Below are 13,298 nucleotides of genomic sequence, written 5' to 3' on the forward strand. Positions count from 1 at the left end.
TGGGGAGACCCGCGATGTGGGGGGTGGTCCCGGGGAGGCGTGGCGTCAGAGGCCGTGCACGTGCCCGCCCACCTCGTTCGCGAAGGCGTTGCCGTTCGCCGCGTCCCAGTTGGTCGACCAGGTCATGGCGCCGCGCAGCTCGGGGTAGGTCTTCGAGGGCTTGAACGCGCCGCAGCCGGTGCCCTTGGTGAGACAGTCCAGCGCCGCGTTGACCACGGACGGCTGGACGTATCCGCTGCCGGCCGCTTTCGAGGACGCCGGAACGCCGATGCCGACCTGCGACGGGTCCAGGCCGTTCTCCAGTTGGATACAGGCCAGCGAGGTGAGGAAGTCCACCGAACCCTGGCTGTAGACCTTGCCGTCGCAGCCGTTCATCGAGCCGCTGTTGTAGTACTGCATGTTGACGGCCGTGAGGAAGTCCTTGATGGCCAGGGCTGTCTTGAAGTATTCGCTCTGCGGCGACTGCATGTCGACGGTCTGCGGTGCCATGGTGACCACCAGGTCGCCGTGCGCGGCGTGCAGCGACTTCAGCGCCTTGGTCATGTAGGTCGCATTGAGGCCGTTCTCCAGGTCGATGTCGACGCCGTCGAAGCCGTATTCCGTCATCAGCTTCCCGACGGAATCTGCAAATTTCTGCGCGGAGGCGTCGTCCGCGACCGAGACCGCACCCTTCTCACCGCCGACCGAGACGATGACGGACTTGCCGGCCGCCTGCTTGGCCTTGATGTCCGCCTTGAAGTCGTCCACCGAGCCGTAACCGAGCGCCGGGTCCAGGGTGAAGCCGACCTCGCCCGGTGTGCCGGTGGCGTCCGCGAAGGCGACGGCGATGATGTCGTACGCGTCGGGGACGTCCCCGAGCTTCTGGACGGTGGCGCCGTTGTCGAAGTTCTGCCAGTAGCCGGTGAGCGCGTGCGCAGGTGGGGCGGCGGCTTCGGCGTGCCCGGCGGCGCCGGTCGCGGTCAGCCCCGCGGCCGCCAGCGCGGCGCCGGCAAGACAGCCGAGCAGTCTCTTCGTGAACGTGAACATTCTTGGTCGTGCGCGAACCACAACAGCCTCCGTGGGGGGAAGTCGGATGTTACGGAGTGCGCGCTCAGGGGCCCCTGTGTGCTGCCGTACAACGTGGTCCAGACCAATGGTTCTGTCAAGTGCTCGGTTCGAATGGGAAATTGATCGAGACCACTTCCGGCGGAGGTTTTCGGTAACCGTCCGAAGAATTCCGGGCGGTCCCTGCGGGGTACGGTCCATTCCGGTGAGAAGGGGGAATTTCCGGCGGTGTCGCGCGGGCGCGTATGGGGCGCAAAGGTGGTGAACGGGGCGGAACGGTTGCCCGCCGGTGGGGTGTTGTAGTGCCTTACTGCGCGACTGAGCGCCCGATAGCGCCGGTTGTCGGCGATGTCGCGAAATAGTCGGTGCGCACCTGCGGATGCACGTGCATTTGCGCGTTCTTCTTGAACGGCCATGAATAGAACGAGGTTGATCGGTAAATGATCTCCTGAATGGCTACCGTGAGAACGCCGCTGCGACGGCCTCCGGAGCCGGCTAAGTGTTTTCTGGCGCCCGGTACGCGGCTAAAGTCTGCGGAAGACAGGACACCGCAGCGAGGGAAGTTGTGGAGCGAGTGACGTGGTGAAACGGGGACACACACATGCCGACCGCGATAGCAGTCACCAGCCCTGATCTGGTGCTCGCGCCCCCGGACCGGATCACGCCTCCGGCCCATGTGCTCGGCCCCCCGGAACGCCAGTCGCTGGACGACGCCCTGTCCCAGATGCACTTCCTCCTGGAGCAGCACGGCCACGTCCTCGTGGTCCACTCCCGCGCCGTGTCGCAGGAGCACGTCCGCCGGTTGCACACCGTCCGCGCGGTTCTGGAGAGCGACCGGATCGCCCTCATCGGCAGCGACCTGCCGCCACTCGGCGTCGGCCTGCTGGCCCGTCAGTTACGCCAGCTGTCCGTCTGCGACGTCAGCCCCGGCGTCCTGGGCGCCGCCGCCCGGCTGTTCACGTACTACATCCACGCGGGCGCGCTGCTGAACAGCGTGACCCGGCTCGACGCCGTGCCCGTCAGCCTCAAGGCGCACGCCCGGTCCTGGGTGCCCGGCTCGCAGTTCGCCGTGCTCGCCCACCCCACCCCGCAGCTGGTCATGCCCGGCGACGCGGACGCCCGGCTTTCGGGCCCCGAGTTCGCCACCCACATGACGGTGGCACAGGGCCAGCTCGCCGCGGACTGGCTGCACACCCTGGCGGGGCAGTGGGCGGTCCAGGCCGTGCACCAGGCCGAACTGCCCGCGGAGTCCGCACGCTGGTGGGGTACCGGACGGCTGACCGAGTTCGCGGCCGGCATCGCGGACACCGCCGTACTCGCTCAACTGGTCGCCTCCGTACAGCGCTTCCCCTGCCCGTGGTGCGGCCTGGAACTCATCGGCGACCGCTGCGCTTTCTGCGCCGCTCCCGTGCTCCCCGCCGAACACCGCAGCCCCTCCGGCACCGCCGCAGCGCGCGGAGCCGGACCGTCCGGCCGGTCGCGGTAGCGGCCATCCGGTGCGGCGGCCACAGTGGGCACATGGACGGATTACTCGGCGACGGCTCCACTCCGCCGCCCGGTCACGGACCCACCGCTCCCGCGCCTCCCCTGCGTCATGCCCCGCCCCGCTCACCGTAACCGCCCTGAACGAGGTAGTCCGCAACCATGAACTCACGCCAGCGCCGCGGCATCGTCCTGCTGCTCCTGTCGGTCCTGTGCGCATTCGGCGCCTTCGCCGGCGTCCTGTCGGTGATCAGTGACGTGGAGTCCAAGGTGGGTCCCGAGGTCACCGCTTACGAGCTCAAGGCCGACGTCGGTGCGTACAAGACCCTGGAGGCGGGGCAGTTCCGGAAGGTCCGGATGCCCGAGCGCTGGCTGCCCAGAACCGCGGTACGGGACCTGGACGAGGTGGTGGGCAGGATCGCGGTGAACCCGCTGCGCAAGGGCTCGCTGCTGCAGAGCGACATGGTGGCGGACCGGCCGGCGCTCCAGCCGGGCCAGCAGGAGATCGCCATCATGATCGACGCCGCGACCGGCGTGGCCGGCAAGATCACGCCCGGCGCGTCGGTCAACATCTACGCCACCTTCGCGGGCAAGGACGACGGTGCCGACAGCTCCAAGGTCATCGTCAGCAACGCCAAGGTCATCGACGTCGGCCGGCTCACCGCGCTCAAGCCGCGGCCCGGTGAGGCGGCGAACGGGGGCGGCGAGGCGGTGCCGATCACCTTCGCGCTCAAGACCCTCGATGCGCAGCGCGTGGCGTACGCGGAGTCCTTCGCCACCCACGTACGCCTGGCGCTGGTCGCGCCGGGCAGCGACGCCACCATCCCGGACGATCAGCGGGACTACACCCTGGCCGGGGACAAGTGAGGTAACGGATGGTCACACGAATCCTTCCGGCCGTCGGGGACGCCGACGCGGCCCGCTCGGTGACGACGCTGCTGAGCCAGCTGCCGGACGCCGACCCGGCCCGGCCCGTCGCCGACTCGACGCTGCTGCTCGACACCCTTGCGCAGCTCGCCGACGAGTCGGTCGCCGACCTGCCGGAGGTCGTCCTCGTGCACGAGCGCGTCGGCCCGCTGCCGGCGCTGGAGCTGGTGCGCGAGGTGGCCCTGCGCTTCCCCGCGGTCGGCGTGGTCCTGATGACCGCCGACGCCGGCCCCGGGGTGTACTCCGCCGCCATGGACGCCGGGGCGCGCGGCGTCGTCGGGCTGCCGCTCTCCTACGACGAGCTGTCGGCGCGGCTCCAGGCCGCCGCGAACTGGGCCACCGGCGTACGCCGCCACCTCACCGCCGACCCCACGCTGCCGGCCGGGGCCGGCGGCACCGTCATCACGGTCAGCGGCGCCAAGGGCGGCGTCGGGACCACCACGCTCGCCGTGCAGCTCGCGCTGGCCGCCCGGTCGGTGGGCACGCACGTGGCGCTGGTCGACATGGACCTGCAGAGCGGTGACGTCGCGTCCTACCTGGACGTGCAGTTCCGCCGGTCGATAGCCGACCTGGCCGGTATCAAGGACATCTCGCCGCGGGTCCTGCAGGACGTGGTCATGCACCACGAGACGGGTGTCGGGCTGCTGCTCGCGCCGGCCGAGGGCGAGCGCGGCGAGGAGCTGGACGAGCGGACCACCCGGCAGATCATCGGTGCGCTGCGCACCCGGTACCACGTGGTGATCGTCGACTGCGGGTCCCAGCTGACCGGCGCGAACGCCGCCGCCATCGAAATGGCCGACGCCGCCCTGCTGGTCGTCACCCCGGACGTGGTCACCGTACGGGCCGCCAAGCGCACCGTACGGATGTGGGACCGGCTCCAGGTCCGCAAGGCCGAGGAGACCCTCGCGGTGGTCAACCGGCACACCCGCGGCACGGAGATCCAGCCGCCGCTGGTCCAGCGGATCGTCGGTACCCCGGTGGCCCGTACGGCCGTGCCCGCGGGCTTCAAGGAGCTCCAGCCCGCCGTCGACTCGGGGCGGATGCAGGACCTGGACGACCGTTCCACGGTCAAGCAGGCGATGTGGGCGCTGGCCGGTGAACTGGGGCTGGGCCGGCACCCGGACGACGGGCCGCCGGGCCACGGCCGGAGCAAGCGGAGCCGGTACCGCAACGACCGCGGCTCCATCGGCCTCCGGCGCCGCCGGGGCGGCGCGCCCGCCGCCGGCAGACCGGCAGGGGAGGGCTGACCGATGACGGCCTGGCGGGTACGGGTCGCGCGGCGCGTACGGCGAGCGCGGGAGGACCGGGGGCAGGTCGCGGTGGAGTTCCTCGGCATGCTGCCGCTCATCGTGATCACCCTGGTGCTGCTGTGGCAGTGCGCGCTGGTCGGCTTCACGTACACGCTGGCCGGCAACGCCGCCGACGAGGCCGCCCGCGCGGCGGGCTCCGGCGGCCCCGGGGCGTGCGAGCGCGGCGGGACGCAGGACCTGGGCGCGAGCTGGCGGGCGTCCGCCGCCGTCCGCTGCAGCGACGCGCCCGGCCTGGTCAAGGCCCGGGTCACGCTGCGGGTCCCGGTCCTCTTCCCGGGCTCCGTCGACTTCCCGTTCGACGTCACCGGCGAGGCCGCCGCCGTACGGGAAGGGGACTGAGCCATGGCGCTGCGCACGGAGCGGCGGGACGACCGCGGACAGACCGTGGTCGAGTTCCTCGGCATGCTGCCGATCCTGATCCTGGTGGGCCTCGCCCTGGTCCAGTTCGGCATCGCCGCGTACGCGATCCAGCAGGCCGGCACGGGAGCGCGGGCCGCGGCCCGGACGGCCGGGCTGGACGAGCCGGAGATCGGTTACGCCCAGGCCGGGAAGGCCGCGATGAGCGGCTGGCTCGCCGACCGGGCCGCCTTCACCCGGCGCCCGGGGCCCGACGAGGTGTCCGTCACCGCCCGGGTGCCGATCCCCTCGGTCATCCCGTTCGTCGACGGCCTCGGCGCCACCCAGAAGACCGTGACCATGCCGCGTACGAAGGAGTCCGCACCATGAGCCTGAGGGCGCGCATCAACGCTCCCGAGGCCCCGAACGGCCAGCAGGAGGAGAACCACCTCGTCGCGGTCTACCGCGGCAAGCTGCTGGAGGAGATCGATCTCGCGGAGATGTCCTCGCTGGCCGCCGCCGAGCGGCGGGTGCGACTGGAACGCGTACTGGGCCACATCATCAGCCGCGAGGGCCCGGTCCTCTCCACCCACGAGCGGGCCATGCTCATCCGCCGCGTCGTCGACGAGGCGCTGGGCCTGGGCATCCTCGAACCGCTGCTGGAGGACGCCTCGGTCACCGAGATCATGGTCAACGGGCCCGACCAGATCTTCGTCGAACGGGCCGGCAAGGTCGAGCTGCTGCCGCTGCGCTTCGCCTCCAACGAGCAGCTGATGCAGACCATCGAGCGGATCGTCTCCACCGTCAACCGCCGGGTCGACGAGACCAACCCGATGGTCGACGCGCGGCTGCCCTCCGGCGAGCGGGTCAACGTCGTCATCCCGCCGCTCTCGCTGTCCGGCGCCACCCTCACCATCCGCCGCTTCCCCCGCTCCTACACCCTCCAGGAGATGATCGGCCTCGGCTCGCTCGACGCGCACATGCTGATGCTGCTCTCCGGCCTGGTCCGGGCGAAGTTCAACATCGTCGTCTCCGGCGCCACCGGCTCCGGCAAGACCACGCTGCTCAACGCGCTCTCCGGGCTGATCCCCGAGGGCGAGCGCATCATCACCATCGAGGACTCCGCCGAGCTCCAGCTCCAGCAGACGCACGTCATCACGCTGGAGGCCCGCCCGGCGAACGTCGAGGGCAAGGGCCGCATCACCATCCGCGACCTCGTACGCAACTCCCTCCGCATGCGCCCGGACCGCATCATCGTCGGTGAGGTGCGCGGCGGCGAGACGCTGGACATGCTCCAGGCGATGTCCACCGGCCACGACGGCTCGCTGGCCACCGTGCACGCCAACAGCGCCGAGGACGCGCTGATGCGGCTGCAGACCCTGGCGTCGATGTCCGAGGTGGAGATCCCGTTCGTGGCGATCAAGGACCAGATCAACAGCGCCCTGGACGTCCTCGTCCAGCTCACCCGGCACGCCGACGGCACCCGGAAGATCAGCGAGATCGCGATCGTGGACTCCCGCGGCCGCGAGGACTACCGCATCGTCTCGGTCGCCAGATTCGTGCCGCAGCCGATGGGCCCCGACGGCACGGTGCACGGCGCCTTCGAGTACTACCCGCTGCCCCGCCGCGTCGCCGACCGCCTCTACATGAAGAACGAACCGATCCCGGCCGCCTTCGGCGTCGCCGACGACGCCGGACAGCTCGTCGTCCGCAAGGGCGAGTACCCCGCCTGACCTCACGCGCGCCCCGACCCCTTCCCGGAGGATCCCCCGCCGCCATGGACAACCTCGCGCTCCTGACGATCGGCGCCACGCTGGTGTGCTGCCTGCTCGCCGTCCTCGGCGTACACGCCGTCGCCTCGGGCCGCGCGCAGCACGCCGCGCTGGTCGACCGGCTCGACCGGTCGGGGCAGCTGCGCGCGCCGGGCCACCGCCGGGCCTTCGACGGCCTGGACCGCAGGCTGCGCCGGACCCGGTTCGGCAAGCAGCTGGAGGCCCGGCTCACCGCCACCGGCCTGGACATCACGCCCGGCGCGTTCTTCGTCGCCATGGTCGTCGCGGTCCTCGGCCTGTGGCTGCTCGCCAGTGTGCTGCTCGCCCCGTTCTTCGGGCCGATCGCCGGCGCGGCGGGCCTGTGGGGGGCGTACGCGTACCTCGGCTGGCAGCGGCAGAAGCGCACCGAGCGGTTCATCAACCAGCTCCCCGAGCTCTCCCGCGTCCTCGCCAACGCCACCCAGGCCGGGCTGGCGCTCCGTACCGCGCTCGCCATGGCCGCGGAGGAGCTGGAGGCCCCGGCCGGCGAGGAGCTGGGCAAGGTCGCCGACCAACTGGCCATCGGCCACTCCGTGGAGGACGCGCTCGGCGCGCTCGCCGAGCGGCTGCCCTCCCGCGAACTGGTCGTCCTGGTCACCACGCTGGTGCTGTCCAACCGGGCCGGCGGCACCGTCGTCAGCTCGCTGCGCAACCTCACCGAGACCCTGGAGGAGCGCAAGGAGACCCGCCGCGAGGTCCGCACCCAGCTCTCACAGGTCACCGCCACCGGCTACATCGTGCCGCTGATGGGCCTGGGCGCGCTGCTGGTCATGAACAACATCTGGCCCGGCGCGCTGGAGAAGATCACCGGCAGCGTGCTGGGCCAGGGCGCGATCCTCGTCGCGCTCGCCCTGTACGCGCTGGGCTTCTTCCTCGTCCGCCGACTCGGCAAGATCGACGTCTGAGAGGCCGCACCATGGGACTCCTCTTCGCCCTCCTCCTCGGCCTCTCCGTCCTCGGCGCCGTGTACGGCTGGCGGCTGTACCGCTCCGAGGCCAAGCTGCCCGGCGACCTCGTCGTCGCGCTGGAGGTCGGCTCCTCCCGCACCGGCGCCGCGCATTCGCTCATCGACCGGCTCGGCATGCGGTACGCGCCGGCCGTGCTGCGCCTGATGGGTCCCAAGCGCGTCGACCGGCTGCGCAAGCGCATCGACATGGCGGGCAACCCCGGCGGCCTCACCGTCGACCGGTACGCGGCGCGCCGCTTCGTCTACGGCGTCACCGGCGCGCTCGGCGCCCTCGCCATGGCCGCCAACGGGCAGGCGATCCTCGCCCTCCTCATGATCGCGTTCGGCGCCGGCTGGGTGGAGGTCTCCCTCTGGTCCGCCATCCGGCAGCGCAAGGAAGCCATCGAGCGCACCCTCCCCGACTTCCTCGACGTCCTCGCCGTCGTGGTCTCCGCCGGCCTCAACTTCCGCCAGGCGCTGGACCGCACCGCCGAGAAGTACCAGGGCCCCTGGTCCGACGAACTCCGCATCACCCTGCGCCAGATGGACATGGGCGTCAGCCGCCGGCAGGCCTTCGAGGAGCTGCGCCGGCGCAACGACTCCGAGCAGGTCGCGATGTTCGTCACCGCCCTCCAGCAGGGCGAGGAGCTGGGCGCGCCGATCGTCGACACGCTCATCGCCATCGCCAACGACATGCGCCGCACGGACGCCCAGAACGCCCGCCGCAAGGCGGCCAAGGCGGTGCCGAAGGCCACCACCACGATCACCATGGTCATGGTCCCCGCCACCATCCTGCTGATCGGCGCCGGCATGTTCCTGGGATCGGGGCTCCTGGGGTGAGGCGCGGGGCGGTACGGCGGGACCGGCGGCGCGGGGTGCTCCGGCGGGGGGCCGCCGCGCCCATCACCGCCGGCGGCCCGCTGCCGCCGCACGGCCCGGAGGGCACGGCCCCGCCGCCCGAGGAGCCCACCCTCCGGCTCCAGCTGAGCGCCCTCCAGGCGCTGTGCCGGCAGGTCTTCGGCTTCCGGCTCGCGATGATCGCCCTCGCGGCGCCGTTCGCCATCCTCGGCACCAAGCGCGGCTGGCCCACCGTCCTGATCTGCTCCGCCGTGCTGTTCACCTTCATGGCCTCCTACCTGCTCTTCCGCGACTGGGAACGGTTCGGCCCGCTGCTCCTGCACCACCCCGTCCTGCTCGCGCTGGACGCCGCCTTCGGCGCCCTGCTGCTCTTCACCGCCTCGCCCGCCAGCCCGCTCAGCTACGTCACGATGTGCACGCCGCTGCTGGCCGGCCTGGCCTACGGCTGGCGCGGCGCGGGCGTCTTTGCCTCCCTCACCGTCTGCATCGTCCTGCTGGCGTACGTGGGCGACGCCGACCTCGACGTCACCCTGGCCGGCTCCACCTTCCTGCCCGGCGTCTGCGTCGTGGCGGGCGCGGCCGGCGTCACGCTGCGCAATCTGATGCTGCGCTTCGGTGCCGCGAGCCAAGCGCTCACCGAGACCCGCTCCCGGCTCGCCGTCCACGAGGCCGTCGAGTGCGAACGCGCCCGGCTCGCCCGCGAGATGCACGACTCGGTCGCCAAGACCCTGCACGGCCTGGCACTGGCCGCCGACGGCCTGGCCGGCTCCGCCGACCGTACGGACCCGGCGACGGTCAAGCGCCAGGCCGAACTGGTCTCCCGGGCCGCCCGCCGGGCCGCGGCCGAGTCCCGCGAACTCCTCTCCGACCTGCGGCGCGAGACCGGCCTGGACGGCGGCGTCGACGTCGCGGGGGAACTCTCCGCGAAGGTCGCCGACTTCGCCCGCCGCGCCGACATCCCCGCCTGCTACCGCCCGCTCGGCACCGGCCCCGCGCCCCAGGTCCCGCACGCCATCGCCCGCCAGCTCCTCACCATCGCCACCGAGGCCATGGACAACGCCTGCCGCCACGCGGCCCCCAGCCGCCTGGACGTCGCGGCGGGCGTGGTCGAGAGCAGCCTGCGGATCAGCGTGTACGACGACGGCTGCGGCCTGCCGCCCGGTACCACCCTGGACGGTCTGCGCAAGGCCGGCCACTTCGGGCTGGTCGGCATGGTGGAACGGGCGGCCGGCATCGGCGCCCGCATCCGCATCGGCCGCGGCCGCGCCACCCAGGGCACAGAGGTCCGGGTGGAGCTGCCGCTGGCCGCGGTCGTGCCGAAGCCGTCCGCGCCGCCGTTCGCCCCGGCGCCCGAGCAGCCACCGCGCACGCCGGTGCCCGAGCACCCGCCCCGTCCCCCCGCCAGGCCGTGAGAGGAGGCCGCGCCATGCCCACCTTCCGTGAGTCGCGCACAGCGCCCGCCACCGACCCGTTCGCCCTCGTCGGCGACCCCTTCGTCTTCGAGGACCCGTTCGTCTTCGACGATCCCGCGGTGTTCGGTGCGGACCCGCCCGCCCCGCGCCGAGAGGGCGACGGTTCCCCCTTACCGGCGGCCCCCGTCGCCGCCGATCCCTTCGCCGGGCCCGAGGGCCGCCCGCCCGATCCGTGCCCACCGCTGCGGGTGGTCGTCGCGGACGACAACCCCGTCGTACGGGCCGGGCTCACCGTCCTGCTCTCCGGGCGCTCCGACATCCAGGTCGTCGCGGAGGCGGCCGACGGCCGCGCGGCATACGAAGCGGCCCGGCGGCACCGCCCCGACGTCGTTCTGCTGGACGTCCGGATGCCCGGCGTCGACGGCATCGCGGCCCTGCCCCACCTCGTCCGCCTCGCGCCCGTCATGATGCTGACGTACAGCCAGGAGAGCGAGATCGTGCGCGAGTCGCTGCGGCTCGGCGCGGGTGGCTACCTCGTGCACGGCGAGTTCACCGCGGACGAACTGGCCGCCGCGGTACGGGATGTCACCGCGGGCCGCGCCCGCTTCACGGCAACGGCCAGCAACGCCCTGCTGGACCACGTCCGCACGGCCCCGCCCGCGCCCGACGCCCCGTACGGGCCCCTCCCGGAGGGCCTGGGAGCGGCGTACGGCACGGGCGACCTGCGCGGTACGGGGTACGGAACGGACGATCCGGGCCGCGCGGCGTACGGAACCGGCCAAGGAGCCGGGGGTTCACCTTCCGGCCAACGCCGGGGCGCACCGGAAGAACGCGCTGCTCCTGCAAATGGCAATTCCGGTCAGAATGACCCGCCGGGGAGCGCCAATCCCCGGTATATCGGGGCGCACTCGGTCTCGAATTCGTCGCGACCTTCACAAACCGCTTCGCAACCGCAAGTTGATATGGCACAGTCTGCGACTGGGTCGCACCGCGCGACCCCAGTGGTGCCCGCACGGCGGGACGGTGTGGACCGTGCCCCGCTGGCACGGCGGGGAAACGGTACGGACAGGTTCGGGCTGAGCCATCGCGAGGCGGAGGTGATGGAACTGATCGCGGCAGGCATGACCAACGCGCAGATCGCCGCCACGTGCTTCATCAGCGAGAAGACCGTGAAGAACCACATCAACCGGATCTTCACCAAGCTGCCGGCCACCAGCCGCAGCCAGGCCATCGCCGTCTGGCTCGGCACCGCCCGAGGGGGAACGCAGAGCCATGGCTGAAGGGGGGAGGGCCGGCAGGGCCCACCCGGCACGCCGGGTGCGCGACGCGTCCCGCGCCGGGATCCGGGCCCAGGGCTGGGCCCGGGATTGGGCCCCGATTTGGGCCCTGGAGGGGGTTTGGGCCCGCGTTTGGGCCCGGGGGCCCATGCCGGGCGGGGTGGCCCCGGCGTACGTTTCCCGGGACGCCGGCGGTACCGGCCGCGCGGACGCGGCCGCCGTCACGACGGCCGGCGTGGAAGCTTGTGCGCGGGCCGACTGCCGGCCGGCCGAACCCGGAGGGGAACACCACCATGAACCAGCGGATGCTGAAGGCCACCACCGCCACCCAGGTGCACATCGGGTCCTGGCGGGACGCCTGCATCGAGCGGATGTACGGCCGCGAACGCTCGAAGGGGCAGACCGCGGTGGAGTACATCGGCATGATCGTGGTGGTCGTGGCGATCATGGCGGCGATCGCTGGGTTCACGGACATCGGCGACACGATCAAGAACAAGATCAAGGCCGCGATCAACAGCGTGAAGACCGGCTGAACCTGCCTGCGTCGCGGAACTTCCGCGCGCCCCGGCGGACTTTCCGCGAATCCGGGCAGGCCCTCCCCATCTACATCACGGTGGTGGCGGGCCTGCTTTTTCTTGCCTTCGCCTACTTCGCCGTGGGCCAGGCGGCGGCCTCCCGTAACGGTGCTCAGTCCGCCGCCGACGCAGCGGCGCTCGGGGCCGCACAGGACGCCCGCGAGCAACTGCGCGACGGCCTGCTCGCCTCCCTCCACGAGCCGGCCGACCGGGCCGTGTTCCTCCGCGGCGAGGCGTACGACGAGGCCCGCGCCTGCCTGGCGGCCGGCAGCTTCGCGGCACGCAACGACGCCGAAGTGGCGGGCGCCGGCTGCCGCCGGCTCGCCGATCAACGACAGGGTTTCATCGTCCAGGTGCGCACCACCGGCGGCATGGGCGCCTCGGTCATCCCGGGCACCGAGAACGAGCAGTCGGAGGCGCGGGCCACCGCGGTCATCGAGCCGAAGTGCGCGGTGCCGGCGGACGATCCGGAAGGGGACGGCACGGATGACCAGGACCCGGCGTCCGGCGCGGACGACAAGAACAAGGACAAGGACCGCGACCCCCAGCGCCTGACCCTGAAGTGTGACGGCCAGGAGTGGTCCATCGATCCCGACGAACCGGACCCCACGCGCCCTGACTTCCCGCGCGCCGCGGACCTGTTCGCCGTAAGGCTCGCCGACTGAGCCCGCTCGCGGCTGACGGCGCGAAGACGAGTAGAGGACGAGTTCATGAGTATGTGGCAGATCCCCCGGGCGCGACGGACGGTGGCCGCCGCTTCCCTCACGGCGGCACTCGCCTTCACGCTGTCCGCGTGCGGTGACGACGGCGGCGGCACGGAGACCCGACTCCCGTCGTCCACCCGCCACACGGCCGACCAGGGCGGTGAGAACCGGGCACGACAGCCCGAACAGCCCGAGCAGCCGGACGACAGCACGGTGATCGCCACACTCCAGGGACCACAGGGCATCACCTTGGACGTGACGTCGGCGATCCGCGACTCCAGCGGATTCGTCACCGTCAACGGCAACTTGAAGAACTCCTCGGACGACGACTTCACCGACACGTCCCAGTGGACCGGACCCGAGCTCGCCATGAAGCGTGCCGCCGGTGACTCCCTCGGCGGCGCCACCCTCGTGGACAAGACCGAGAAGAAGCGCTACTACACCCTGCGTGACACGGAGAACCGCCCGCTGGCCACCACGGGCCTCGGCATCGTCGCGGGCAACTCCGACCAGAAGGTCTTCATGCAGTTCCCCGCCCCGCCGAAGGGCACGACCGAAGTCGACCTGCAGATCCCGACCTTCCAGTCGGTCTCCCTCGCGCTGACGGACGCGTGAC

Annotated in this window: 14 protein-coding genes; 13 read left to right on the top strand and 1 reads right to left on the bottom strand. The window is 71.9% G+C overall.

Annotated features, from left to right (window positions below; translation table 11 throughout):
• Positions 1–45: 45 nt before the first annotated feature.
• A complete protein-coding gene (locus tag IF20_RS06025) occupies positions 46–1,026 on the bottom strand; it encodes a chitinase (RefSeq protein ID WP_052863900.1) in 981 nt (326 codons plus the stop codon).
• Positions 1,027–1,645: 619 nt separating this feature from the next.
• On the opposite strand from IF20_RS06025, the gene IF20_RS06030 reads away from it, so the two are divergent.
• From IF20_RS06030 to IF20_RS06090, 13 genes are all read left to right on the top strand, one after another.
• Entirely contained in the window at positions 1,646–2,530 is an 885-nt protein-coding gene (locus IF20_RS06030) for a hypothetical protein (RefSeq protein ID WP_052863901.1), read from the top strand.
• 158 nt (positions 2,531–2,688) lie between these two features.
• Entirely contained in the window at positions 2,689–3,393 is a 705-nt protein-coding gene (gene cpaB / locus IF20_RS06035; protein WP_052863902.1) for a Flp pilus assembly protein CpaB, read from the top strand.
• Between the two features lie 8 nt (positions 3,394–3,401).
• A complete protein-coding gene (locus IF20_RS06040; RefSeq protein ID WP_052863903.1) occupies positions 3,402–4,700 on the top strand; it encodes an AAA family ATPase in 1,299 nt (432 codons plus the stop codon).
• A gap of 3 nt (positions 4,701–4,703) precedes the next feature.
• Positions 4,704–5,102: a TadE/TadG family type IV pilus assembly protein gene (locus IF20_RS06045; RefSeq protein WP_052863904.1), complete on the top strand. Its 399-nt coding sequence runs from the start codon at positions 4,704–4,706 to the stop codon at positions 5,100–5,102.
• Between the two features lie 3 nt (positions 5,103–5,105).
• Complete coding sequence (locus IF20_RS06050) at positions 5,106–5,489, top strand: TadE/TadG family type IV pilus assembly protein (protein WP_052863905.1); 384 nt, start codon at positions 5,106–5,108, stop codon at positions 5,487–5,489.
• Positions 5,486–6,832 (top strand): CpaF family protein, encoded by a 1,347-nt coding sequence (locus tag IF20_RS06055; protein ID WP_052863906.1) that lies wholly within the window; start codon positions 5,486–5,488, stop codon positions 6,830–6,832. The genes IF20_RS06050 and IF20_RS06055 overlap by 4 nt, the downstream gene beginning before the upstream one ends.
• Before the next feature lie 44 nt (positions 6,833–6,876).
• Positions 6,877–7,815, top strand: a complete 939-nt coding sequence (locus IF20_RS06060) for a type II secretion system F family protein (protein WP_052863907.1) — start codon at positions 6,877–6,879, stop codon at positions 7,813–7,815.
• Between the two features lie 11 nt (positions 7,816–7,826).
• Complete coding sequence (locus IF20_RS06065) at positions 7,827–8,696, top strand: DUF5936 domain-containing protein (protein WP_052863908.1); 870 nt, start codon at positions 7,827–7,829, stop codon at positions 8,694–8,696.
• 62 nt (positions 8,697–8,758) lie between these two features.
• Positions 8,759–10,126 (top strand): sensor histidine kinase, encoded by a 1,368-nt coding sequence (locus tag IF20_RS06070; protein ID WP_407702458.1) that lies wholly within the window; start codon positions 8,759–8,761, stop codon positions 10,124–10,126.
• Between the two features lie 14 nt (positions 10,127–10,140).
• On the top strand, positions 10,141–11,406 hold the full coding sequence (locus IF20_RS06075; protein ID WP_234426516.1) for a response regulator: 1,266 nt from the start codon (positions 10,141–10,143) through the stop codon (positions 11,404–11,406).
• Positions 11,407–11,696: 290 nt separating this feature from the next.
• The gene (locus IF20_RS06080) at positions 11,697–11,936 is read left to right on the top strand and encodes a Flp family type IVb pilin (RefSeq protein ID WP_052864064.1); all 240 of its coding nucleotides are present in this window, start codon (positions 11,697–11,699) and stop codon (positions 11,934–11,936) included.
• Positions 11,937–11,938: 2 nt separating this feature from the next.
• Positions 11,939–12,643, top strand: coding sequence for a pilus assembly protein TadG-related protein (locus IF20_RS06085; protein ID WP_110943889.1), 705 nt, complete (start codon positions 11,939–11,941; stop codon positions 12,641–12,643).
• 45 nt (positions 12,644–12,688) lie between these two features.
• The gene (locus tag IF20_RS06090) at positions 12,689–13,297 is read left to right on the top strand and encodes a hypothetical protein (protein ID WP_199896503.1); all 609 of its coding nucleotides are present in this window, start codon (positions 12,689–12,691) and stop codon (positions 13,295–13,297) included.
• Position 13,298 lies beyond the last annotated feature (1 nt).

It is taken from the genome of Streptomyces niger, from assembly GCF_000718305.1.
GTDB classification, from domain to species: Bacteria; Actinomycetota; Actinomycetes; order Streptomycetales; family Streptomycetaceae; genus Streptomyces; species Streptomyces niger.